Below are 24,003 nucleotides of genomic sequence, written 5' to 3' on the forward strand. Positions count from 1 at the left end.
ATGTAAAAATCACCAACTGTTAGACATAGTATTTTACACATTAGTTCTTCTATGCACGTCGAATTGTATTTTTTTATCTTATTTTAGGCATTTATTACTTCTTTTTTCACATCTGGTAAGCCTTTTAATAAATTTTCAGCAATTGTTAACCACTTCGATGTCTCTAAGCCATTTGTTTTCATAACAATTTTCAATTGTGATCCTTCCATTCCTAGACCGATCATACGCCCAAAACTATTTCCGAGCATGAATAATTTTCCACCATCAATATTTTGACTTGCTTGTTCAGAAAACAGGAATGTTACTTCAAATTTATTCTGCTTAATTAACTCAATTTGTTCTTTCATTGCCAACACTTTAATATTTGCAATTTGTAATAAATAACCAACTTCTTGTGGGTAATCACCGAATCTATCGATCATTTCTTCCTGCAATTCTTCAATATCCTCAATTGCAGAAACACCTCTAAATTGTTTATACATCATAATTTTTTGCTTACTATCTGAAATATAAGCATCTGGTAAGTATGCATCTACCTCTAAGTCAATTTCAACATTAACTGTATTTTCAGCCCCATCTGTTCCTCTTCGCTGTTCAATTGCATCTTTTAACATTTGAGAATACAGATCAAATCCGACAGAATCAATAAACCCATGCTGTTCTGCTCCTAACAAATTACCTGCTCCACGAATAGATAAATCTCTCATCGCAATTTTGAAACCAGATCCAAGTTCTGTGAACTCTTTAATTGCTTGCAGACGCTTCTCTGCAACTTCTGACAGCACTTTGTCACGTTTATAGGCAAAGTATGCATATGCAACACGATTAGAACGTCCAACACGCCCACGAAGCTGGTACAACTGTGATAACCCCATACGATCTGCATCAAATACAATTAACGTATTTACGTTCGGAATATCTACACCCGTCTCAATAATTGTTGTACTTACAAGAACATCATGCTGTCCTTCTAAAAATGATAGCATAACAGACTCTAATTCACTTTCGTTCATTTTCCCATGTGCGTACGTTACGCGAGCATCTGGAACTAACATCGAAATTTCATCTGCTTTTCTTTCAATATCCTCTACACGGTTATATAGGAAGTAAATTTGACCGCCTCTTGCAAGCTCTCGCTCTATCGCCTCTCGCATTAATGCTGGATTATACTCTACTACATACGTTTGGACTGGGAAACGATTTTCTGGCGGTGTCTCAATAACAGATAAGTCGCGCACACCAAGCATAGACATATGAAGCGTCCGCGGAATCGGAGTTGCCGTTAATGTTAATACGTCAACATTCGCCTTCAATTGTTTAATTTTTTCTTTATGCGTCACACCAAATCTTTGTTCTTCATCAATAATAAGAAGCCCTAAATCTTTATAAGTGACATCTTTAGATAAAATACGATGTGTTCCAATTACAATATCTATTGTGCCATCCTTTAAGCCCTTAATCGTTTCATTTTGTTGCTTTCTCGTACGGAATCTACTTAATAATCCTATATTGATTGGATAATCTTGAAAACGCTCTCGAATTGTTTCATAGTGTTGCTGCGCAAGAATCGTTGTCGGTACTAAAATCGCAACTTGTTTTTCATCCATAATTGCTTTAAATGCCGCACGAATAGCCACTTCCGTCTTTCCATACCCTACATCACCACAAAGGAGCCTATCCATCGGGCGTCCGCGTTCCATATCTTTTTTAATCTCGTCAATAGAACGTAACTGATCCTCTGTCTCTTGATATGGGAAAGATGATTCGAACTCTTGTTGTTCTGCCGTATCTGGCGTATATGCATAGCCTTTTGAAGCTTCGCGCTCAGCATATAGTTTAATTAGGTCATCCGCAATGTCTTGTACAGATTTTTCAACTTTCGTTTTAACCTTTTTCCAATCATTTCCGCCTAATTTGTAAACTTTCGGATCCTTACCTTCAGACCCTACATATTTTTGGACTTGATCAATTTGTTCAATTGGAACGTATAACTTATCATTACCTTGATATTTAATATTTAAATAATCTTTATGAACACCATTAATCTCTAATGTCTCAATACCTAAAAATTTACCTATACCATGATTTACGTGAACTACATAATCTCCAACTTTTAATTCCGAATAACTTTTAATACGTTCAGCATTCGATAACTTTTGTTTACGTTGTGATTTTTTAACTTTCTTATGAAAAAGCTCCTTTTCAGTAATGACAACAAGCTTTTGCATCGGCATTTCAAACCCTGCATGTAAATCACCTACAGCAATTTGTAGCCTTCCAGGCAATAAGATATCTGTGCCTTCTACAATATCTGCCTCAATATCATAATCACTTAAAATGTGTTGTAATTTCTTCACACGTTCATCATCTGTTCCAAGTACAACAGTCGTAAAATGCCCTTCATTCCATCTATCAATTTCTGTTTTTAACAAATTCATCTGTCCATGGAAATCTTGCATTGTTTTACATGTTACATTTACAATATTTTGCGGATGTGTGTGTGCGATATGACGCAAGAATAACGTTAAATATACAAAACTTCTTTTTTTATGATGAAGAAACCCCTCAAATGCGTGAGAGAAAGATAAATCTTGAATAATTGTTCCTTCACCAAGAAGTGATATATACCATTCCGCCTCTTCTGTTTCAAGATGTGATGCTGTTTCTTGAATACGGGAAATCTCATCTAAAATTACAACACCATCTTCTGGTAAATAATCTATCAGACTAGCAGGTTCTTTATAGAAAATAGATAAGTATTTAAACATCTGTTCTATACTTTGCCCGTTTTTCAACATCTCAATTTCATGACTTACCGTCTCAAGCACTGTAGTCTTTAGTTTATCATCAGAAAGTTTTTGCATCGTCTTAGTCAAACCTTCTTCAAGATGCTGAATTCCTGATTTTAATTCTTCCTGTGAAAATAAAAACTCTGTTGCCGGACCAAACCTAACGCTTTCTTTTTTACCTTGAGAACGCTGTTCATCCACATCAAATAATCGAATAGAATCGACTTCTGTATCAAAAAATTCAATACGAAATGGTAGTTCTTCAGTTAAAGGATAAATATCTAATATTCCCCCGCGTAAACTGAACTCCCCTGGAGCTTCTACCATCGACTTACGTTCATAGCCAATATGATGTAAAGTATGCAAGAGCGCATCTAAATCAATCTCTTGCCCTAGATTGATTTCAACTTGCTTTTGCTTCCACAATTCTTTTATTGGTAAAAATCTACGCAATCCTGCCACTGGCGCTACAATGATTCCATTCTCTCCCGCAGCCAAGCGATTTAACACTTCTATACGTTGCGCCTTCAATTCTGGACTTGCAACCCCAATTTCCGATGCTATCAGTTCATTCACTGGATATAGCCACACATCTTTTTCACCAAGTAACGCCACTAAATCTTCATGTACTTTTTGTGCTTGGTATAAGTTATGTGTAACGATTAATTGTGATTTTTTTGTTTTTTTATATAAAGCCGCCATTAATAATGAACGAGAAGACGTTGCCATCCCTGATATAAGTTGTTCTTTTAACCCATCTTCTAATCCATTAATAACCGATTGTATCTCTTCATTTTTATAAAATTGCTCTAATAAACCTATCATTTTTAAAACTCCTCTCAACATAAAGAGCAAGTCATTCTATTTTATGCAAATATTTTGGAAAAGGAAAACAGAAAAATGCTTTGGACATGCCAAAGCGACAACATTTTATTGCAGAAATTTTTCATACTCATAATACTCAGGATAAGATGCGAGCGTTTCTTGACACGATTCACAAATTGTTTTTATATATATATTTCCATTCTCATGAAAATGAATCATCTCTACTACTTCTTGCTCTGTTAGTTGAAATAAAACGTCGCTATATACTTTTTCTGCGTTAATGGAGCCTACATTACCTCCGCAGTGTCTGCAATAATAATACCCTTCCATACTAGCCTCCTAAAAATTCAATTACTACTAGTATGGGTAAAACAAAAGAGAAATATTCCCAATCTCATTTTTAACTATTGAAAGTATTCATGATTTGGAGAAAAGGCTTATTTAGCCACTCTTCACATGCATCCGCTGCTTTTTCAATAGAATGGTTAACATCCGGAATCTCTTCAGATGTAAAGCGTCCTAATACATAATCGACTACCTTCATTCCATTTTTCGGGCGATCGATTCCCATACGGATACGTTGAAATTCTTGTGTTCCTAGGTGCGAAATCGTTGACTTTACACCATTATGTCCACCAGCACTACCTTTCATGCGAAGACGCAATTTACCTACAGGAATGTCTAAATCGTCGTACATAACAACGAAGTCCTCAACATCAATTTTATAATAATCCATGAGTGGACGAATACTTTCCCCAGATAAATTCATATATGTTAGCGGCTTTAATAAGATTACCTTTTCTCCATTAACAAACCCTGCACCAAATACACCTTTAAATTTTTGTTCATTCAAAGAAATGTTCCAACGCTTCGCAAGTTCATCAATGGCCATAAATCCAATATTATGCCTTGTTAATTCATATTCTCTACCTGGGTTCCCAAGTCCTACTATCAATTTCATTCTTGTACCACTACTTTCTTTTTTCGATACGAAAAGACGTAACCAAAATTGGTTACGTCTCATTCTATCCAATTAATTGAATAATACACTCACAGATTCTTCTTCGTATACACGAATGATTGCTTCTCCAATTAATGGAGCAACTGAAAGTTCATGTACTTTGTCGATTTTCTTCTCTTCTGGTAATACGATAGAGTTCGTTACAACTAACTCTTTAATATTTGAATTTTGAATACGCTCAATTGCTGGGCCAGATAATACTGGGTGTGTACAGCAAGCATATACTTCAGAAGCACCGTTCTCAACAAGAGCGTTTGCTGCTAATGTAATTGTACCAGCTGTATCAATGATGTCATCAATTAAAATCGCTGTTTTTCCTTCAATATTACCGATAATGTTCATTACCTCTGATACGTTCGGGCGAGGACGACGCTTATCAATAATAGCGATTGGCGCTTTTAGACGATCTGCCATTTTTCTTGCACGAGTTACACCACCATGATCAGGAGACACGATTACAATATCTTTAAGACCTTTTGTTTCAAAGTAATCAGAAAGAATCGGTACACCCATTAAGTGGTCGATTGGGATATCAAAGAACCCTTGAATTTGTGGAGCATGTAAATCTAGAGTGATTACACGAGTTGCACCTGCTGTTTCAAGCAAGTTTGCTACAAGTTTCGATGTAATTGGTTCACGAGAACGCGCTTTACGGTCTTGACGCGCATAACCATAATAAGGAATAACAATATTAATTGTTTTCGCAGATGCACGTTTTAATGCATCGATCATAATAAGTAATTCCATGATATGTTCGTTTACTGGGAAGCTTGTAGATTGAATAATGAATACATCGCAACCACGGATACTTTCTTCAATGTTAATTTGAACTTCTCCATCACTAAAACGATCAACAGAACATTTTCCTAGTCCTACTCCAATATGCTTTGCAATCTGCTCAGCAAGTTCCTTATTAGAGTTTAAAGAGAATACTTTCAAATTAGAATTTAGATATTGAGTCGACATCTAGATTAACCCTCCACATTATGATTTTTTCTTATTCAGCAATTGATCAACATAGTCTTCTTTGTTAACTTGACGTGCACGTGCTACCGATAATGCTTTTGATGGAACATTCTCTGTAATTGTAGAGCCTGCTGCCACATAAGCACCATCTTCAACTGTTACTGGAGCAACAAGGTTTGAATTACATCCAATAAATACCCCATTACCAATCACAGTTTTGAATTTATTCTTACCGTCATAGTTCACCGTAATTGAACCACAACCAAGATTCACGTCTTCTCCAACTTGTGCATCCCCGATATAACTCAAGTGTGAAGCTTTACTTCTATTACCAAAGACAGTTTTTTTGATTTCCACGAAGTTTCCAACGCGTACTTCGTCTCCAATAACTGAATCTGGGCGAATGTGTGCAAATGGACCAATCGATACTTCTGTACCAAGTTTACTATCATGTACAGTAGATTGACGAATTGTCGTACGATCTCCAATTTCACTATCACGAATTACTGTATGCGGTCCAATTTCACAATCAGAACCAATTACAGTGTTCCCCTCAATAATTGTTCCTGGATGAAGAACTGTATCACTACCGATAATTGCATCAGCAGAAATATAAGTGTTACTTGGATCAATAATTGTAACACCATTTACCATGTTCTTTCGGTTGATACGGTTTTTCATAATAATTTCCGCTTGCGATAGAGCGACTCTGTCGTTAACACCTAACGTTTCATCGAACTGCTCTGTTTGATAAGCTGATACGATATGACCTTCATTTTTTAAAATCTCAATAACATCTGGAAGGTAATATTCACCTTGTACGTTATCATTTGAAACTTTAGAAAGTGAAGCAAATAAAGCCTTATTATCAAAACAATACGTACCTGTATTGATTTCTTTAATAGCTAATTCTTTCTCATTTGCATCTTTATGCTCAACAATCTTTTCAACATGACCATTCTCATTACGAACAATACGGCCATATCCAGCAGGTTCTTCTATGTACGCTGTTAGCACCGTCGCCATTGCTCCTGCTTCTTTATGTTGCTGAAGTAATGCTTCCATCGTTTCAGCAGTTATTAGCGGCGTATCCCCACAAATAACTAAAGTTGTTCCTTCTTCATTTGCAAGTACACTTGCAGCTTGATCTACAGCATGTGCTGTACCAAGTTGTTCTGCTTGTAATGCAAACTCACTTACGTTTCCTAGCTGTTCTTGTACCATTTCAGCACCATGCCCAACAACCGTTACAAGTTTCTGCAATCCTAATTGAGATACTTGATCGACTACGTGTTGTACCATAGGTTTTCCACATACAGGATGCAGCACTTTGTATAGCTTAGACTTCATACGTGTGCCTTTACCTGCAGCTAGAATCACTGCAAATCTGTTTGACATATAGACCCTCCATCGCAACCTATTTATCCATTAAAGATATTATCCTAAATCATCATATATTTCAAGAAACACATTTTAACTATTAAATTTTACCATAATTCTTATAAGATGTTTTACTCTTTAGTATCTTTTTTAAGAAATAAGCTATACTATTTAAAATGATTTTGAAAAAATTAGTAGTTTCTTCTTTTTATGTTAATGAATTATGAAATTTTCAAATATAAAGCAAAAAAAACAAACTCCTGTAAATGCTTACAGGAGTTTGCTACAAAATTATAAGGCTTTTCGTCAAAGCCCTTTTCATTCGAATTTTACGAAGCACCTGCTTCTTCAAACTCAACCTCTTCTAACTCGCCTAAACGATGATACTCTGTTAAAACCGCATCTTGAATTTTAGAGCGTGTACCAGAATTAATCGGATGTGCAATGTCACGGAACTCTCCATCTGGAGTACGTTTACTTGGCATTGCTACAAATAATCCATTATTACCATCAATTACACGAATATCATGAACAACAAATTCATGGTCCAAAGTAATAGAGGCAATTGCTCTCATGCGGCCTTCTGTGTTTACGCGGCGTAATCTTACGTCAGTCACTTCCATCTTGTGTTCACCACCCTTTTCTAAATAAGCGATATATTTGTATAAATTCCACAAATTTTCTATTTTCCCTTTAATTTTTTAAAAATTTTTAAGATAAAAATTTTTAATGTAGTTGAATATAGAGATTAGTGGAGGTTATCGCTTACAAAAGGTTACTTAACTAGGGCGATTACTTCAATTTCAACGGAAACATCTTTCGGTAATTTTGCTACTTGCACACAAGATCGAGCTGGTTTATGAGTAGAGAAATAAGAGCTATATACTTCATTCACAGCATTAAAATCATCCATGTCCTTTAAAAATACTGTTGTTTTTACGACTGTATCAAATGAAGCACCCGCTTCCTCTAATACCGCTTGTAAATTTTGAAATACTTGTTCTGTTTGTACTGTTACATCTCCTGTTACAAGCTCCCCATTTTCCGTTAATGGAATTTGTCCTGAGCTATAAAACATATTATTTACAATAATCCCTTGTGAGTAAGGTCCAATCGCTTGTGGTGCCTTGCTTGTTTGAACAACTTTCATACTTTTCACCCTTTTATTATTTATTTTACTCTTTAAAAATAGTGTACGAAAGGCAGTTTGTCCATCTATTTTATAATCTATAAATAAAATAAAAAAAGATAGAGCTATCTGCTCTACCTTTTATTCAGCCTCTACAAGCCCTTCATCAAATGGTGCAAGAGAATAATTCCCTTTTTCCACTTGAATCGTTTTTTCTTTCACATCAACTTCCGATAGACGAATTAATGATACAAAATTATTAATTAGTCGTTCTTCAATATCTGTGGATTCTACTAATACACCAATACCAACAACATTAGCCTTGAACTCTTCTAACATACTCATCATACCTTGAATCGTTCCGCCAGCTTTCATGAAGTCATCAATAATTAAAACATTCGATCCTTCTGGAAGGCTGCGTTTTGCTAACGTCATTGTTTGAATTCGTTTAGAAGAACCCGACACATAGTTAATACTAACAGTCGGACCTTCTGTTACCTTATTATCTTTCCTTGCAATTACAACTGGTACATCTAAGTAATTTGCCACTGCATAAGCAAGTGGAATCCCTTTCGTTGCCACTGTCATAACCGCATCAATTGATTGCCTAGCAAAAACAGAAGCAAACAAACGACCTGCGCCATTAATATGGCGAGGATTACTTAATAAATCTGTCATGTATAAGTAACCGCCAGGCAAAATACGATCTGGATTTTCAAATAAGCCACAAAGCTCATCAATAATTAGATCTGCCTCTTCTTCACTTATATACGGTATATATTTCACTCCTCCTGCTGCTCCTGGTATCGTTTGCAATGTGCCGACCCCTTGTTGTTCAAACGTTTGCTTAATAATAACTAAATCCTCACTAATGGAAGACTTAGCCGATTGATACCTTTCAGCAAAAAAAGTGAGAGATACTAGCTGACGAGGGTTTTGTAGCAAGTAATAAGTCATATCGACTAATCTTGTACTTCTTCTAATTTTCATACTCTCACCTCAAATCACGAATATTCTAAACAAATCATAACGTATTATACGTCTTTATTCAAGCGTTTCTCGCTCTCCTAATAAACGTACCGCATAGACCTGTTCACAAAATCCTTTTAATCCGTTATAAATGCGATGCATTCGAGAATCATGGTGTACAAGTCCAAATACAGTTGGACCACTTCCACTCATCAATACAGCATCCGCTCCGAATCGCTTCATCTGTGATTTAATACGTGCAACTTCAGGATGCATTCCAAATGTTACATCTTCTAAAACGTTACCAACAGTATCACAAATCCCTTTATAATCTCCAGAATTTATGACATCAACCATTTTATCTACATTTGGATGTGTAACTCGATTTAACTTTAAATTTCCATACACATCAGCAGTAGATACACCTATATGTGGTTTCGCTAAAATAACCCAACAAGAAGGCGGAGTCTTTATATGCTCAATTTTCTCTCCTCTTCCAGTGGCAATTGCTGTGCCGCCATATACACAGAAAGATACATCTGATCCAATTTCTGCGCCAAGCTCTGCTAACTCATCAATTGTAAGCCCTAAATTCCATAATTTATTAAGACCACGTAATGTCGCTGCTGCATCACTACTTCCACCTGCTAATCCAGCTGCTACTGGAATCGTTTTTTCAATAGTAATAGATACACCTTTTTTTACATTAAACTTCTCTTTTAATAATTTCGCTGCCTGATAAGCTAAATTTCGTTGGTCGTCTGGGACATACCGATTATGGGATAAAATTTCAATACGGTCTTCTGCTAATTCCGTTAGTTCTAGACGATCTGCTAAATCAATGGTTGTCATAATCATTTTCACTTCATGATATCCGTCTTGTCTTTTTCCCAGTACATCTAACGACAGATTAATCTTTGCTGGTGCTTTCACTAGTAGCTTCAATCTATTCACCCACTCTATGTACTCAATCTTTTATCGTTTATTTTACCATAAATTTATAGTAAGACGATGACACTTCCCTAATTATAACGAAAAGCATTCAGAATGAAACTACTTATGTAAAATGATGGCACCTTTTAGAGTACAAAAAGCCGAGGAATGTCTCCTCGGCTACCGTAGCATAGAAAGTATCTTACAACTACTGGTTTCGTTTCATTAATTGCTGTTCTGCAATTTCTATAGCACGTTTCACCATGTTACCAGCATCTTTCGCACGAATTCCGCCCCATCCTTCTTTCTGAACAACATCATAAAAGCCAAGCTCTTTTGCTAGCTCTTCTTTAAATTGGTTTGACATGACACCTCTTCGTCTACTCAATGCAGAGTCCCTCCTTATTTTGCTACGGTATAGTTAGTATGCAAAATAATATAGCTTTTCATTTATGGGAATATATGTAATGATATATGGATTATAAAATGACCTCATCATGAGGGTCTCCATAAAATGTTAACTCTACTGTCTCTGTTAAAACATCTGCATAACTATAAGATACACGTTGCAACGCATCTTCTTGTTGATCCAATTGTACAACAAAAACAGAACGGTATGTTTCTGCTAGTACACCTGATTGCTCCACAGTTTTTCTTCTTCCACTATTTGCTTTTAACATAAGTCGCTGTCCAAGATGGTGATCTAATTCGCTTTTAATTTCATCTAAACGTTTTGACATATACTTCGCTACACCTCGCTGTAATTTAGATTGAACACTTAAAACACGATATATCTATCCTAATTATTAACCTCGATTCACAGCTAATATCATCTTGCGTTTGAATAGATAGAAGAAATACTATATTGTAAAAGTATCATTACGTAGTCTGTACGTTCTTGTCTCTTTTTATCCAAATTCATTTAAATCCTTCCATACAAAAAAGCAAGATACATATGTACCCTGCTTACTCTTCGTAATGTTGAAAAGGTAATCCCGTTCGTAAAATCCCTCTCGTTTCAATTCCACCTAGTCCCTTTTCACCAGTAATTGTATTACGTACGACATCCCATACATTGACTCTCTCCATAAATGAAGTAAAACTAATTTTACCAACTACATATACAGGATCTAGTGCATGAATATTAATTCTAGATGGTGAACTAGCGAAATTGGCCCCTGCACGAATTAGTGCCTCAAAGTGCGATTGACATGCCCCAGCAAAAATAACAAGTTGATCCAATGATGGATATTTTTTTCGCACTTCTCGAACAGCCTGTACAAAATGCCTTGAATGCCTATATGCCGCTAAATCTCCCTTCACTCCTTTCGATTTTGTATATGCATCATGCCCCGTAATAACGAGAATGTCTGGGCGAAAGTGATCTATTAAGTCTACTACTTTTTCATGCATCTCCGTTTCTTTACAATGAATACCTTGTACAGGAACGCCAATTTTGTTATATAAGTCTAAGCACTTGCGCAAATATAAAGGGTCTCCATCTATATGCAATACACGTCCCGGCATTTGAAAATAATTCACCTCACTTGTGTATCCACCAGTTGAAGTATGTTCATGCCTTTGTTTCATTAACACATAATCTTGTTGAAACAAACGATACGTGCGCTCCATTGTTTCTTTCTCACGCTTCACCCTTTTTTTATGTTCTCGTTGATCTATACTAATTAAATCTTCAAGTGGCGCATCCGCCACCAGTCTAATTTCCTCTCCAAACAATATAGCTATCTCGCCTTTTATTTCTATAATACGAAAAAGAATATCCCTCTTATGAGAATATCGTTCCACTAATTCTCCAACATGTAAAGCCATTCTCCTACCTCCAAACTCATTAGGCCATCTTACCTGTTTTTAAAATATGAATTTAGAGGGAGAAAGGTGACAAAAGGGACAGTTCAAGTTGAACTGTCCCTTTCATATTCTTATGATAATTTATGAAGAACCAATGCATTACTTAATGTTGCAAACTCTTCAATAGATAGCGTTTCGCCTCTTCGCTTTGGATCAATTCCTACTTCTGTTAAAATTCGATCCAATAATTCCTTATCTTTCGGGAAACCATTTAAATTATTTGATAAATTATTCATCAAAGTTTTACGGCGCTGTGCGAAACTTGCTCGTACTACTTCAAAGAAGAATGTTTCATCTGTCACCTCTACAACCGGTTTCGGACGCTTTAGAAGGCGAATAATTGCAGAATCAACATTTGGCTGTGGTACAAACACTGTACGCGGTACAGTCATAACTGTTTCAACTTCTGTATAATACTGAATAGCAATCGATAAAGAACCATACTCTTTCGTTCCAGGTTTAGCAGCTAAACGATCTCCAACTTCTTTTTGCATCATAACAACAAATCCACGAACTGGTAACTTTTCTTCAAGCAATTTAAATAAAATTGGCGTTGTAATATAGTATGGCAAGTTAGCTACTACCATTACATCTTGCCCTTCTTCAAATTGCTCATTAAATACTTCATGTACATCCGCTTTTAGTACGTCTTTATTAATAACTGTAACGTTACCATATGGTGCTAACGTCTCATCTAAAATTGGTAATAGTCTTTGATCAATTTCAAAAGCCACTACTTTTTTAGCACGCTTCGCTAATTGCTCTGTTAATGCACCGATACCTGGTCCAATTTCAATTGCACCACTTTCTGAACCAATTTCTGCATGATCGACAATACGATTTAATACATTTGTATCAATTAAAAAGTTTTGTCCTAAACTTTTTTTGAATGAAAATCCATACTTTTCAACAATGTCTTTTGTACGATTTGGCGTTGCGATATCCTTCATTTTTTTTCCTCCTGTATTACTTGCTTATAAGCTTCTCCAAATGATTCCTTTGAAACTTGAAACATCTGTAATCGTTTATGTAACTGTTTTGCATTTGTATAACCAATCTTTAATAGCTTACCCATTCTTTCTCTGCGGCTCTTTGCCATTTCTCCGCCCACTAAGCCTGCATCGACTAAATCACTCCAACTAATTTCACTTGTATAAGCTTCCATTTCTTCATGTATATTCTCTAGAGCACGGCGAATCGACTCATTAGAAGCATGTTCGATCCCAACTCCCTTTTTCCTTTTAGCAAGCGCTTCTTCCTTCGGTAAAAAGGCATGCTTACAGCCGGGAACCTTGTCAGAAATAATTTTTCGAATACGCTCTCCAGGATAATCTGGATCTGTGAAAATAATAACGCCCCTTTTTTGCTGCGCTAATTTAACTTGCTCAATAACATGATCACCGATTGCTGAACCGTTCGTTTCAATTGTATCCGCATCAACAGCACGCTTAATCGCAACTGTATCATCTTTACCTTCTACAACGATAATCTCTTTTATTTTCATGCTTGCCTCCACACTCGTTTCGTCTCTACTTAGTAAAACAAAAAAATGACGACTTTTCCATTATTATTTTCCTCATTCTTATATTTTAAAAAATAGAATAGAAAAATCTTTGTTCTCTGTCCTTATTGTAACACTTCATCATTCACATTTATTTTCTTCATCACTTCTACTAGTGTTTTTTCAAAATAAAAAAGAACAGGTTTCCCCATTCTTTTTTATTCAACACCAAATAAAGCTTTTGCATTTTTGGTTGTCATTTCTGCTACTTCCTCATAAGAAACACCTTTTAAATTCGCAATTTCTTCTGCTACGAGTTTTACATAACTCGGTTCATTTCGTTTCCCTCGAAATGGATGCGGCGTTAGATATGGACAATCCGTCTCTATTAACAATTTCTCTAATGGAATCTCCGTAGCAACCTCTTTCGGCTTTTTAGCGTTTTTAAATGTAACTGGTCCGCCTAACGAAATTAGAAAGTTCATATCAACACATCGCTCTGCTACTTCTACGCTGCCGCTAAAACAATGCATAATGCCTCCTACTTCAGCTGCATTCTCTTCTTCTAGAATATCAACAATATCTTGAGTTGCATCGCGATTATGTATAATAATCGGCAATTTCACTTTTTTCGCTAATGCAATTTGTTTACGAAATACTTCTTTCTGTATTTCTTTTGGAGACTTATCCCAATGATAATCTAAACCCATTTCTCCAAGTGCAACGACTTTAGGATGAGAAGCAAGTTCTTCTAACCAAGCTAAATGTTCTTCTGTCATGTCAATTGCATCAACTGGATGCCATCCAACCGCAGCGTAAATAAAATCATAAGCTTCAGCTAATTCCATCGCCTTTTTTATCGTTACTTCATCAAAACCAACAACAACTGTATAAGTAACTCCCGCTTCTTTCATTCGGGCAATAACTTCTTGCAAATCTTCTTCAAATTGCTCTGCATTCAAATGCGAATGTGTATCAAACAACATAATACATAACTCCTTTTATATTGAAATCCAGTTTATTCTACAAAAATAAGTTCTTTAATAACTTAACGATAACAATACTACAATCTTAATGCAAAAATAGAGAATGTAAAAAGAAAAAAGACGCTTCACACATGTTACACGTGAAACATCTCTTTTCTTGTCTTAATTACTTGATTTTTGTACCATTTGGTAGATTTTGGTCAATTGATGCTAATGACAATACGCCATTCTCTTCACCCGCTAAAATCATACCTTGCGATAATTCACCGCGTAATTTTACAGGTTTTAAGTTTGTTACACAAATAACCTTTTTACCTTTTAGGTCTTCTGGCGAATAGAATTTTGCAATTCCAGAAACAACTTGACGCTTTTCTGTGCCTAAGTCTAGTTGAATTTTTAACAACTTGTCTGCTTTTTTCACAGGTTCAGCAGATAGTACTTCAGCTACGCGTAATTCTACTTTAAAGAAATCATCAATTGTAATTTCTTCTGCCTTCGGCTCTTCTTCTTTTTTCTCTTCTACTTTAGGGGCAGAGCTTTTCATTTGTTCTTTAATGTACTCTACTTCCACTTCTATTTCTAAACGAGGGAAAATTGGGTTTCCTTTTTCTACTTTTGTTCCAGCTGGAATACAGCCAATTGTAGATAGACTTTCCCAAGATTTATGAGCCTCATCAGTAAGGCCAAGCTGAGCAAACATCTTGCTTGGTGCTACTGTTAAGAATGGCATAAGCATAATACCTGTTTGACGAAGTACTTCTGCTAAATGAGCCATTACGGAAGCTAACTTTTCACGATCATTCTCATCTTTTGCTAATACCCATGGTTGTGTTTCATCAATATATTTATTCGTACGACTAACCAATTGCCAAATAGATCCTAACGCTACAGAGAACTCCATATTCTCCATTGCTTCTTCTACTTTTTTCAAAGTATCTTGTGCAAACGCTACTAACGTTTCATCAAATTCTGTTACATTTGCTTTAAATGCAGGGATTTCTCCGTTAAAGTACTTATCAATCATAGCTACTGTACGATTTAATAAATTACCTAAGTCATTTGCTAAGTCGAAATTAATACGCTCCACAAATCCTTCTGGTGTAAATACGCCATCAGATCCAAATGGAACTTCACGAAGTAAGTAATAACGTAATGCATCCAATCCATAACGATCGATTAATGTAACTGGATCTACTACGTTTCCTTTTGACTTACTCATCTTTCCATCCTTCATTAAAATCCAGCCATGAGCAAAGACTTTCTTTGGAAGAGGTAAATCTAATGCCATTAAAATTATCGGCCAATAAATTGTATGGAAACGAACGATTTCTTTCCCAACTAAATGCACATCTGCAGGCCAGAATTTTTTATATTTCTCTTCATTTGCTGTTCCATAACCTAACGCCGTAATATAGTTAGATAATGCGTCAACCCATACGTAAATAACGTGTTTTGGGTTACCAGGAACACGAACTCCCCAGTCAAATGAAGTACGAGAAACTGCTAAATCTTCTAATCCTGGTTTAATAAAATTATTAATCATTTCATTTTTACGAGACTCCGGCTGAATGAAATGTGGATTATCTTCATAGAACTTTAATAGTCTGTCGACATATTTACCCATTCTAAAGAAATAAGATTCTTCACGAACAAGTTCTACATCATGACCACTATCTGGGCTTTTCCCTCCAACTACTTTGTCACCTTCCATAATTGGATCTACTAATTGATGCTCTGTATAGAACGTCTCATCTTGTACAGAATACCAACCTTCATATTCATCAAGATAAATGTCACCTTGATCTACTAATTGCTTAAAGATTTTTTCGACAACATCTTTATGACGATCTTCAGTTGTACGAATAAAATCATCATAAGAAATATCCATCTTCTCCCAAAGCTCTTTAATTCCTGCAACAATATTATCAACATATGCCTGTGGCGTAATATTTAACTCTTCTGCTTTCTTTTGGATCTTCTGTCCATGCTCATCAGTTCCTGTTAAATAATGCACATTATATCCTTGCATACGCTTATATCGTGCCATCGCATCTCCTGCTACTGTCGTATAAGCATGTCCAATGTGTAATTTTCCACTTGGATAATAAATTGGGGTAGTAATATAAAAGGACTTATTTTCCTCTGTCATTGTTTTGGACCTCCCGAATAACCTCATATGTATTTATAAACAGTATATCAAAAACTCATATATAAAGTGAAACTTTAATCAGTGGGGTTTTTCTTCATCCCCACTGATTATTAGCCCACATCAATCGGGCTTTTACGAGCAGCCCGAACCTCACTTATCTTCTTTAAGCCAACCTAATTTTGAATTCTGGGTCTTAATGCTCGATATCTTTATCATCTATTGCTCATATTTCAAAAAAATATACAATCTTCACTTGAAATTTGTTATTTTTTTCTGAAAATATTGTAAATAATTGTGGAATTTCCTCTCAATCTATTATATATAAGAAATAAGAAATCTATAAATCTTTTTAAAAAATATAGAATTTAAGAATTGACGGAAATGTAAATGATTGGTATCATATGTCCATAGGGTATTTTGTCGAAAAATGACGAATCTAAAAATAGACTCGAAACTTATAAACTATTTATTTAGGAGGAAAAAAATTATGAAATCTACTGGTATTGTTCGTAAAGTTGATGAATTAGGTCGTGTAGTAATTCCAATCGAATTACGCCGTACTTTAGGTATTGCAGAAAAGGACGCTCTTGAAATCTATGTTGATGACGAAAAAATCATCTTAAAGAAATATAAACCAAACATGACTTGCCAAGTAACTGGTGAAGTATCTGACGGTAACCTTTCTTTAGCTGAAGGTAAAATCATCTTAAGCAAAGAAGGCGCTGAGCAAATCTTAAACGAACTTCAAGATTATATCGAAACAGCAAAATAAGCTTCTCAATTATGAGAAGCTTATTTTTTATCGACATGATAGATTTGATATACATCTCTTTTCGACAAATCTCGATCTTTAGCGACTGTTTTAATCGCTTCTTTTGAATTCATACCTTTTTCATTTATATAGTGTTCAATATGATCATATACTGAAAGAGATTCCCACCATTGTTCTTCTGGAGCAGGTTCTTCTGTTGAACCAGCTACTAAAATACAAAACTCACCACGTACTTCATTTTGCTTCGTCCACTCAATTGCTTCTTGAATTGTCCCTCGAATAAATTCCTCAAATTTTTTCGTTAACTCTCGACACAATACAATCTCTCTATTTCCCAACACTTCCTGCATCGAAATTAAAGTATCATCTAAACGATGAGGCGCTTCATAAAACATCATTGTAGTTTGTACATAACGAAGCTTTTCTAACTCCATCTTCCGTTCCTTTTTGTTTCTCTGCAAGAAACCATAGAAATAAAACTGCTTTGTTTCAAGACCGGATGCAATTAATGCTGTAAGGGCTGCATTTGCTCCAGGAAGCGGAATTACATGATATTGCTCAGCTACTGCCTCAACAACAATATCGTAACCCGGATCAGAAATACACGGCATACCAGCGTCACTAACAAGTGCTACATTCTTTCCATCCTCTAACTTCTCTAATATTCTCTTTCCACTTACTTCTTTATTATGCTCATGATAACTCGTGACAGGTGTTTCAATTTCAAAATAATTACAAAGTTTTTTCGTTTGTCTCGTATCTTCAGCAGCAATTAAATCAACTTCTTTTAAAATTCGGATTGCACGAAATGTCATATCTTCTAAATTTCCAATAGGAGTTGGTACTAAATATAAAACTCCCTTTTCATTTTGTTGAAAGCTTTTTTGTTGCCACATAGCGTTCTCCTTTTTGCATATATGCCTCTTTTTGTTTTCTCGTTAATTGCTTAAAGTAATACTCCGCTTGCATAGCTGTACGCTTATCATCATGGGTCTCTACATATTTTAAAACGACAGGAAGCCTGACGCGTGTATACTTAGCTCCTTTGCCGCTATTATGAGTCTGTATTCGTTTTTCTATATGGTTTGTATATCCAGCATAATAACTTCCATCAGAGCACTCTACCACATAAAAAAAATGCTTATTCTTCTCCATATAAAATTGAACGTATCTCCTTTGTATATTCGTTATTGTTCTCATATACAACGAGAGGTGGTAAAATTTTTAAATCTGCATTTCCATCCTTAATTCCTTCAATTAACAATGTATTTGCTTCTTTTCCAACCTTAGGATAAACAAATCGCACACGCTTTGGTTCAATTTTATATTTACGCATTAATGTGACAATGTCGAGTAATCGCCCTGGACGATGTACAAACGCCACTTTCCCACCTTGTTTTACTAACTGACTACTTGCAGATACAACATCTTCTAATGTACACATAATTTCATGACGAGCTATCGCTAAATGTTCATTCATATTTTTCTCTGAAGTTTGAGGTGTTTGAAAATATGGTGGATTACATGTAACAACATCATATTGATGACGTCCGAGTTTCTCTGGCATATCTTTCAAATCTCCATGTATGAGGTGAATTCTTTCTTCCAGCCCATTACATTGAACACTTCTTACTCCCATATCATATAAGCGTTCTTGAATTTCCACACCAGTAATCTTTCCTTTTGTTCTTGTACTTAATAGAAGGGGGACAACTGCGTTACCTGTACACAAATCAAGTAAATTCCCCTTTTGAATTGGTACCCATGCAAAATCTGCCAGTAAAACAGCATCTAAAGAAAAATTAAATACTGATGGGCTTTGTATAATCTTCATGTCTTGCGCTAATAAGTAATCTAAACGTTCATCTTCATATAAATTCATATACTGCTCCTTTTCTTACCCTTAACCTACCCTATTTCATGTATAAAAAATTACCTTTCCAATTATAATTGGAAAGGTAATTTCACTTTTTATTTAAGAATGACAGACAGAACAAACAATCTCCCTCTTTACGTACACTTCCATAATGCAGATTGCAAATATGAAAACCTTCTTGATACAGTCTCGCTAAATTGTCATAGCCTTCACCAATATCTGTTTTCGGCTTCACTTCTTTACGCTTTTGAGTTTTTTGTTTTTCTTTATTCTGCACTTCTTCAAAACGGTGTCGCAAATTGTTATTTTCCATTTTTATATGCTGGTTTTCTTCCAACAACTCTGCAAGATGCTGTTTTAACTCTCCCAGCTGTTTGTATAAATGTCCAATTTGCTCTTCCATACTAGAAACCGATTCAAAAATATCTTTTTTCTCCACAAGCACCCACCTCATTAATCTGTGGTTTGACTCGAAACGACCCCTTTATTCACTAACTCATCTAACGTATATTCTACTATCCGTTCCTTGTCTACTAGTTCCACTTGAATTAATCTTTCTAAAATATTTAATCCGATCACACGGCCAGTACCATGCGGGGTTTGTATACGTTGATCTAAATCAGGAAGTTGTTCCTTTGCTGCCTCATATTCATCATTCTCATATTTTAAGCAACACATTAAGCGACCACATAAACCAGAGATTTTTGCAGGATTTAATGATAAATTTTGATCCTTTGCCATTTTAATGGATACAGGTTCAAAATCTCCTAAAAAAGTAGAACAACAAAGCATACGACCACATGGACCAATACCACCTAGCATCTTCGCTTCATCACGAACACCAATTTGTCTTAGTTCAATTCTTGTTCTAAAAATTGCCGCTAAGTCCTTCACTAGTTCGCGGAAATCAATCCGACCATCCGCAGTAAAATAGAAAATAATCTTATTACGATCGAATGTATACTCTACATCTACAAGTTTCATATCAAGATTATGCTCTACTACCTTTTGCTGACAGACTTGATATGCTTCTTTTGCAGCATGTTTGTTCTCTTCAACAATGGTACGATCATTTTCATTTGCAATACGAATAACCTTTTTTAGCGGTAATACAACGTCGTTTTCATCAACTTGCTTTTTGGTAATAACTACTTTTCCGTATTCAATACCTCTTACCGTTTCTACAATAACAAACTCATTTTCAGAGATATCGAACTGATTTGGATCAAAGTAATATACCTTTCCGGCCTTCTTAAAGCGAACACCTACTACATCATACAAAACGGTCATCCCTCCTGCAACCGCAACACTAACTGTTCGAACACAAGCTGCGCATTTACATTAGCGTTGATTCTATTTTTTGCCTCTAATATATTAAAGAGAGCTGATACAATGCGCTTCTGAGCATAGGAAAACGATTCAAACATCTCTTTCTGCTCATGAAAAACAAGACGATCTTCTTCTCCAAGTTGAACATATAGTAAATCCTTATAAATAAGGAGTAACATATCTAACCCTTGCTGTAATTGTTCTTTCTCTCCAAAGTGTTTTCCCCATTTTTCTTGTACAAAAAAAATAGAGGTTTTATCTTTTTCGAGCGCTTCACATAATTTTATCACTAAAGCTCGTGCTTGTGCAAACCATTCATCACTACATAAAGCTAAAGCTTCATCAAAACTATTTGTGAGTTGAGCAGCAAGTGTCGATAAAGATGCTGTAATACCTTCTTCCTGTAATCTTCTAATTAAAGATTCTGTAGGTAACGGTCTAAACGTAACAACTTGGCAACGAGATAAAATCGTATTTAAAATTTGATGACTTTGTTCAGTAAGTAAAATAGCGGTTGTATCACTACTTGGTTCTTCTAAAAATTTCAAAAGTGTATTTGCCGCATTTGCTGTCATACGATCTGCGTGCTCAATAATATATAATTTTTTATTTGCCTCTAATCCTGTTTTTGAAAACTCTTCTTGTAAATCATGAATTTGCTGCTTCTTAATAGATAATCCGTCTGGTTTTACAATATGTAAGTTAGGGTGGTTACCTGAATCAATTCGCTTACAATTTGTGCATACATGACAGGGCTCTACTCCATTCCGCTGAGAACAGAGGAAACTCTTTGCCATTTGAATTGCTGTCGCAAACTTTCCCGTACCTTTCCCTCCCTCTAACAAGTAAGCGTGGGATATACGCTCTTTTGCAATGCTATTCATCAACATTTTTACACCGATGGGTTGTATAGCAGAAAGCTGCTCCCACGTCTTCATCATAATGCATACCTCACTTATTTCATTCTTTCCTTCTATTATAACAATTTATCTTCTATAATCTGAACAACTTCTTCTATAAGTTTTTCCATCGGCTGATCAGCATTTACCAATACAATACGCTCCGAGAAACGTTCTACAACTTGTAAATACCCTTCGCGCACACGTTTATGGAAAGAGATATCTTCCATATCTAGTCGATTTACTTCACGTCCTGCATCTTTTTCAATCCGAGCCAAGCCAACCTCAGGCTCGATGTCTAGATAAATTGTTAAACTAGGCATACAGTCCTCTGTTGCGAAACGATTTATTTCAAATACCTTATCCATACCCAATCCTCTTGCATAGCCTTGATATGCTAAAGAGCTATCTATAAAACGATCACATAACACGAGATAGTTCTCATTAAGTGCTGGCATAACTTTTTCTACTAAGTGTTGTCTGCGCGCAGCAGCATAAAGAAGCGCTTCTGTACGTGCTTCCATCATCGTATATTCTTGTTTATGTAAAATCGTCCTAATGTCCTCAGAAATTGCAATACCACCTGGTTCCCTTGTCGCCATTACCTTTTGTGCTTTTTGTTCAAAATATGGCAATAAGCTTTTAATTAACGTTGTTTTACCTGAACCTTCTGGGCCTTCAATTGTTACAAATAATCCCTTCATCCTAAAACCTACTTTCTATATCATACACTTTCATATATTTCGTATTACCTTGAAAACGAGCTCCTGCTCTCTCTAAATACATAATTTGCTCTTTATGCTCTGAAGTAATTCTCTCTCCATACATAACCAATGGAATCCCAGGTGGATACGGAATCACCATTTCCGCCGCTATCATTCCAACAGCCTCTTCTATAGATACTATCTTTGTTCCATATCTTTCTAGTTGTTTATACGTATACGGCAAAGGAGAGAATTCACCTTTATAAGTATAACGAATAGATTCCCTCTTGTCTTTCACGTCATAATGTTGCAATGCTACTCGGATCATCTCTATAGCCTTCATATACCCCTCATTTGCTTGCAGGGGTAAAATAAATAGGACATTGTACGGATCAGCCATCTCTGTATATATACCGACCTTTTCAAATACGGACTGTAATTCGTACCCTGATAACTGACAACGAGTTTGTACGGTAACCTTTAACTCGTCTTGCAACGGATATTCTAAAATGGCGATTTGGGGAATAGAACGTAACCGTTCCTTAAATCTCCGTAAAAACTCAACAATTTCACCATGACCTTCTTCTTTTATACGCGCCATTGTAAAGCGTGCTATATCCAAGGAAGCCATAATTGGATACGATGGACTACTAGATTGTAGCATACTTAAATAAGTAGTAACCTTCTCTTCGTCTACTAAGTAACTATTTATATGTAAATAGGAACCCATTGTCATTGCGGGTAATGTCTTATGTGCAGAATGCACTACAATATCTGCACCATATGTTAACGCTGATTTCGGGAATGGTTCTCCTAAACAAAGATGTGCCCCATGTGCCTCATCTATCAAAACAGGGATTTCATGTGCATGTGCAAAAGCGATGCTTGCCTCTAAATCCATGCCCATACCATAATAATTAGGATGCGTTAGAATGAGTGCTTTCGCATTTGGATATTTTCCAATTGCTTTCTTAATAATTTCATTACGAACTCCCACTGGTACGTTATAAGTTTCATCAATCCATGGATCTAAAAAAATGGGATTTGCTCCCGCTAGTTTTAAACCATTAATAATTGATTTATGACAATTTCTTTGTACAAGAACAATATCATGTTCCCCACAACAAGACAAAATCATCGCTAAGTTCCCGACTGTTGAACCATTAATTAAAAAATAACTTTTCTTTGTATCATACACTTCAGCCAATAATTGTTGTGCCTCATCTATACATTCAAACGGACTATGCAAATCATCTAGTCCTGCTAACTCAGTTACATCAATAGATAGAATATCTTTAAACTCTCTTATTGCCTTCTGAGGGAAGTTTAAACCATTCTTATGACCTGGGACATGAAAGGATAACGGCCCTCTTTCTTTAAACTCGATTAACGCCTCATATAAAGGCATATGCTTTTGATTCATCTACATCTCTTCCTTATTATTCATTCTCCATCTATTATACAGAACAAAAAAAATAATAGGCATATGCCTATTTAAAAATATGATACTTCTAATTTTCGAAGTTGCTTTAAATAATGTATATATTTCGGGTCATCTGTCTCTGTATTCACCATATCCTTTTCACATTCATAACATATTAAATTATTATAAACATATATACCTTCTTTTCTTTTTGTCTCACAAACAATACAAACTTCACTTTGTAATTTCATAACCTTCCCTCCCTATTTAAGTGAACCTATTTTATACTTCTAATCCTTAACAATTTCCAGAAAAATATACACCCATCTCTTATATAATATGATTAACTCTTGGGCAACGTGTTTGTATTACCATTACTTCTTTCCCATTCTTTTTAACAATACAAAAAAACACAAGTCAAAAGACTTGTGTTTTTAGTTGCTTGGCGACGTCCTACTCTCACAGGGACAAGGTCCCAACTAC

General features: G+C 35.6%; 26 protein-coding genes. 1 reads left to right on the forward strand and 25 read right to left on the reverse strand.

The window, feature by feature from the left end; genetic code table 11:
* Positions 1-83: 83 nt before the first annotated feature.
* The 16 genes from mfd to metG form a co-directional block, all read right to left on the reverse strand.
* The gene (mfd, locus tag IBT51_RS25895; RefSeq protein ID WP_000579684.1) at positions 84-3,614 is read right to left on the reverse strand and encodes a transcription-repair coupling factor; all 3,531 of its coding nucleotides are present in this window, start codon (positions 3,612-3,614) and stop codon (positions 84-86) included.
* Between the two features lie 105 nt (positions 3,615-3,719).
* Positions 3,720-3,944 carry an anti-sigma-F factor Fin family protein gene (locus IBT51_RS25900; protein ID WP_000399438.1) on the reverse strand — a complete coding sequence of 75 codons (225 nt, stop codon included), beginning with the start codon at positions 3,942-3,944 and terminating at the stop codon, positions 3,720-3,722.
* A gap of 70 nt (positions 3,945-4,014) precedes the next feature.
* Complete coding sequence (gene pth, locus IBT51_RS25905; RefSeq protein ID WP_000767702.1) at positions 4,015-4,575, reverse strand: aminoacyl-tRNA hydrolase; 561 nt, start codon at positions 4,573-4,575, stop codon at positions 4,015-4,017.
* Positions 4,576-4,647: 72 nt separating this feature from the next.
* Complete coding sequence (locus tag IBT51_RS25910) at positions 4,648-5,601, reverse strand: ribose-phosphate diphosphokinase (protein WP_000107420.1); 954 nt, start codon at positions 5,599-5,601, stop codon at positions 4,648-4,650.
* Between the two features lie 18 nt (positions 5,602-5,619).
* A complete protein-coding gene (gene glmU, locus IBT51_RS25915) occupies positions 5,620-6,999 on the reverse strand; it encodes a bifunctional UDP-N-acetylglucosamine diphosphorylase/glucosamine-1-phosphate N-acetyltransferase GlmU (RefSeq protein WP_053563253.1) in 1,380 nt (459 codons plus the stop codon).
* Positions 7,000-7,310: 311 nt separating this feature from the next.
* On the reverse strand, positions 7,311-7,604 hold the full coding sequence (gene spoVG / locus IBT51_RS25920; protein WP_000454041.1) for a septation regulator SpoVG: 294 nt from the start codon (positions 7,602-7,604) through the stop codon (positions 7,311-7,313).
* 152 nt (positions 7,605-7,756) lie between these two features.
* Positions 7,757-8,131 carry a RidA family protein gene (locus IBT51_RS25925; protein WP_000869823.1) on the reverse strand — a complete coding sequence of 125 codons (375 nt, stop codon included), beginning with the start codon at positions 8,129-8,131 and terminating at the stop codon, positions 7,757-7,759.
* A gap of 120 nt (positions 8,132-8,251) precedes the next feature.
* Positions 8,252-9,100: a pur operon repressor gene (purR, locus tag IBT51_RS25930; RefSeq protein WP_000702467.1), complete on the reverse strand. Its 849-nt coding sequence runs from the start codon at positions 9,098-9,100 to the stop codon at positions 8,252-8,254.
* A gap of 54 nt (positions 9,101-9,154) precedes the next feature.
* Entirely contained in the window at positions 9,155-10,024 is an 870-nt protein-coding gene (gene ispE / locus IBT51_RS25935; RefSeq protein WP_000772104.1) for a 4-(cytidine 5'-diphospho)-2-C-methyl-D-erythritol kinase, read from the reverse strand.
* A 196-nt stretch (positions 10,025-10,220) separates the two neighbouring features.
* Entirely contained in the window at positions 10,221-10,400 is a 180-nt protein-coding gene (gene sspF, locus IBT51_RS25940) for an acid-soluble spore protein SspF (protein WP_002094215.1), read from the reverse strand.
* A 91-nt stretch (positions 10,401-10,491) separates the two neighbouring features.
* Positions 10,492-10,752, reverse strand: coding sequence for a biofilm formation stimulator Veg (gene veg, locus IBT51_RS25945; protein ID WP_000044346.1), 261 nt, complete (start codon positions 10,750-10,752; stop codon positions 10,492-10,494).
* A 226-nt stretch (positions 10,753-10,978) separates the two neighbouring features.
* Positions 10,979-11,842 carry a sporulation peptidase YabG gene (gene yabG / locus IBT51_RS25950; protein WP_001173734.1) on the reverse strand — a complete coding sequence of 288 codons (864 nt, stop codon included), beginning with the start codon at positions 11,840-11,842 and terminating at the stop codon, positions 10,979-10,981.
* 110 nt (positions 11,843-11,952) lie between these two features.
* Complete coding sequence (gene rsmA / locus IBT51_RS25955) at positions 11,953-12,831, reverse strand: 16S rRNA (adenine(1518)-N(6)/adenine(1519)-N(6))-dimethyltransferase RsmA (RefSeq protein WP_000651548.1); 879 nt, start codon at positions 12,829-12,831, stop codon at positions 11,953-11,955.
* Complete coding sequence (gene rnmV / locus IBT51_RS25960; protein ID WP_000692837.1) at positions 12,828-13,385, reverse strand: ribonuclease M5; 558 nt, start codon at positions 13,383-13,385, stop codon at positions 12,828-12,830. The genes rsmA and rnmV overlap by 4 nt, the downstream gene beginning before the upstream one ends.
* A gap of 215 nt (positions 13,386-13,600) precedes the next feature.
* Complete coding sequence (locus IBT51_RS25965; protein WP_000895840.1) at positions 13,601-14,368, reverse strand: TatD family hydrolase; 768 nt, start codon at positions 14,366-14,368, stop codon at positions 13,601-13,603.
* Positions 14,369-14,534: 166 nt separating this feature from the next.
* Complete coding sequence (gene metG, locus IBT51_RS25970) at positions 14,535-16,517, reverse strand: methionine--tRNA ligase (RefSeq protein ID WP_000134131.1); 1,983 nt, start codon at positions 16,515-16,517, stop codon at positions 14,535-14,537.
* Between the two features lie 487 nt (positions 16,518-17,004).
* On the opposite strand from metG, the gene IBT51_RS25975 reads away from it, so the two are divergent.
* Positions 17,005-17,289, forward strand: a complete 285-nt coding sequence (locus IBT51_RS25975; RefSeq protein WP_000843036.1) for an AbrB/MazE/SpoVT family DNA-binding domain-containing protein — start codon at positions 17,005-17,007, stop codon at positions 17,287-17,289.
* Positions 17,290-17,309: 20 nt separating this feature from the next.
* Here the strand turns inward: IBT51_RS25975 and rsmI are convergent, their stop codons facing one another.
* The 9 genes from rsmI to IBT51_RS26020 all read right to left on the reverse strand — a co-directional run bounded on the left by rsmI (position 17,310) and on the right by IBT51_RS26020 (position 23,771).
* A complete protein-coding gene (gene rsmI / locus IBT51_RS25980) occupies positions 17,310-18,185 on the reverse strand; it encodes a 16S rRNA (cytidine(1402)-2'-O)-methyltransferase (RefSeq protein WP_000267824.1) in 876 nt (291 codons plus the stop codon).
* On the reverse strand, positions 18,154-18,444 hold the full coding sequence (locus IBT51_RS25985) for a GIY-YIG nuclease family protein (RefSeq protein ID WP_000414350.1): 291 nt from the start codon (positions 18,442-18,444) through the stop codon (positions 18,154-18,156). Before IBT51_RS25985 ends, rsmI begins: the two co-directional genes overlap by 32 nt.
* Positions 18,431-19,171, reverse strand: coding sequence for a tRNA1(Val) (adenine(37)-N6)-methyltransferase (locus IBT51_RS25990; RefSeq protein ID WP_069354731.1), 741 nt, complete (start codon positions 19,169-19,171; stop codon positions 18,431-18,433). Before IBT51_RS25990 ends, IBT51_RS25985 begins: the two co-directional genes overlap by 14 nt.
* Before the next feature lie 82 nt (positions 19,172-19,253).
* Entirely contained in the window at positions 19,254-19,604 is a 351-nt protein-coding gene (yabA, locus tag IBT51_RS25995) for a DNA replication initiation control protein YabA (protein WP_000412063.1), read from the reverse strand.
* 14 nt (positions 19,605-19,618) lie between these two features.
* Positions 19,619-20,446, reverse strand: coding sequence for a PSP1 domain-containing protein (locus tag IBT51_RS26000; protein ID WP_000272429.1), 828 nt, complete (start codon positions 20,444-20,446; stop codon positions 19,619-19,621).
* Positions 20,447-20,451: 5 nt separating this feature from the next.
* Positions 20,452-21,435, reverse strand: a complete 984-nt coding sequence (gene holB / locus IBT51_RS26005; protein WP_000978578.1) for a DNA polymerase III subunit delta' — start codon at positions 21,433-21,435, stop codon at positions 20,452-20,454.
* A gap of 35 nt (positions 21,436-21,470) precedes the next feature.
* Positions 21,471-22,097, reverse strand: a complete 627-nt coding sequence (gene tmk / locus IBT51_RS26010; protein WP_000677220.1) for a dTMP kinase — start codon at positions 22,095-22,097, stop codon at positions 21,471-21,473.
* Position 22,098: 1 nt separating this feature from the next.
* Entirely contained in the window at positions 22,099-23,520 is a 1,422-nt protein-coding gene (locus tag IBT51_RS26015; protein WP_200458874.1) for an aminotransferase class I/II-fold pyridoxal phosphate-dependent enzyme, read from the reverse strand.
* 71 nt (positions 23,521-23,591) lie between these two features.
* Complete coding sequence (locus IBT51_RS26020; protein WP_000776279.1) at positions 23,592-23,771, reverse strand: sigma factor G inhibitor Gin; 180 nt, start codon at positions 23,769-23,771, stop codon at positions 23,592-23,594.
* Between the last annotated feature and the right edge of the window lie 232 nt (positions 23,772-24,003).

This window comes from Bacillus sp. S71 (assembly GCF_016625265.1).
GTDB lineage: Bacteria > Bacillota > Bacilli > Bacillales > Bacillaceae_G > Bacillus_A > Bacillus_A cereus.

Bases quoted from the DNA above. Each gene is read 5' to 3' on its own strand.
- IBT51_RS26020 (WP_000776279.1), bottom strand. From the start codon at position 23,771: ATGAAATTACAAAGTGAAGTTTGTATTGTTTGTGAGACAAAAAGAAAA.
- IBT51_RS25900 (WP_000399438.1), bottom strand. From the start codon at position 3,944: ATGGAAGGGTATTATTATTGCAGACACTGCGGAGGTAATGTAGGCTCC.
- pth (WP_000767702.1), bottom strand. From the start codon at position 4,575: ATGAAATTGATAGTAGGACTTGGGAACCCAGGTAGAGAATATGAATTA.
- metG (WP_000134131.1), bottom strand. From the start codon at position 16,517: ATGACAGAGGAAAATAAGTCCTTTTATATTACTACCCCAATTTATTAT.
- IBT51_RS25985 (WP_000414350.1), bottom strand. From the start codon at position 18,444: ATGGAGAAGAATAAGCATTTTTTTTATGTGGTAGAGTGCTCTGATGGA.
- glmU (WP_053563253.1), bottom strand. From the start codon at position 6,999: ATGTCAAACAGATTTGCAGTGATTCTAGCTGCAGGTAAAGGCACACGT.
- IBT51_RS25910 (WP_000107420.1), bottom strand. From the start codon at position 5,601: ATGTCGACTCAATATCTAAATTCTAATTTGAAAGTATTCTCTTTAAAC.
- holB (WP_000978578.1), bottom strand. From the start codon at position 21,435: ATGATGAAGACGTGGGAGCAGCTTTCTGCTATACAACCCATCGGTGTA.
- IBT51_RS25990 (WP_069354731.1), bottom strand. From the start codon at position 19,171: ATGAATTTATATGAAGATGAACGTTTAGATTACTTATTAGCGCAAGAC.
- rsmA (WP_000651548.1), bottom strand. From the start codon at position 12,831: ATGAAGGATATCGCAACGCCAAATCGTACAAAAGACATTGTTGAAAAG.
- IBT51_RS26015 (WP_200458874.1), bottom strand. From the start codon at position 23,520: ATGAATCAAAAGCATATGCCTTTATATGAGGCGTTAATCGAGTTTAAA.
- IBT51_RS25975 (WP_000843036.1), top strand. From the start codon at position 17,005: ATGAAATCTACTGGTATTGTTCGTAAAGTTGATGAATTAGGTCGTGTA.
- yabG (WP_001173734.1), bottom strand. From the start codon at position 11,842: ATGGCTTTACATGTTGGAGAATTAGTGGAACGATATTCTCATAAGAGG.
- rnmV (WP_000692837.1), bottom strand. From the start codon at position 13,385: ATGAAAATAAAAGAGATTATCGTTGTAGAAGGTAAAGATGATACAGTT.
- rsmI (WP_000267824.1), bottom strand. From the start codon at position 18,185: ATGTGGCAACAAAAAAGCTTTCAACAAAATGAAAAGGGAGTTTTATAT.
- spoVG (WP_000454041.1), bottom strand. From the start codon at position 7,604: ATGGAAGTGACTGACGTAAGATTACGCCGCGTAAACACAGAAGGCCGC.
- mfd (WP_000579684.1), bottom strand. From the start codon at position 3,614: ATGATAGGTTTATTAGAGCAATTTTATAAAAATGAAGAGATACAATCG.
- IBT51_RS25925 (WP_000869823.1), bottom strand. From the start codon at position 8,131: ATGAAAGTTGTTCAAACAAGCAAGGCACCACAAGCGATTGGACCTTAC.
- IBT51_RS25965 (WP_000895840.1), bottom strand. From the start codon at position 14,368: ATGTTGTTTGATACACATTCGCATTTGAATGCAGAGCAATTTGAAGAA.
- purR (WP_000702467.1), bottom strand. From the start codon at position 9,100: ATGAAAATTAGAAGAAGTACAAGATTAGTCGATATGACTTATTACTTG.
- veg (WP_000044346.1), bottom strand. From the start codon at position 10,752: ATGTCAAAACGTTTAGATGAAATTAAAAGCGAATTAGATCACCATCTT.
- tmk (WP_000677220.1), bottom strand. From the start codon at position 22,097: ATGAAGGGATTATTTGTAACAATTGAAGGCCCAGAAGGTTCAGGTAAA.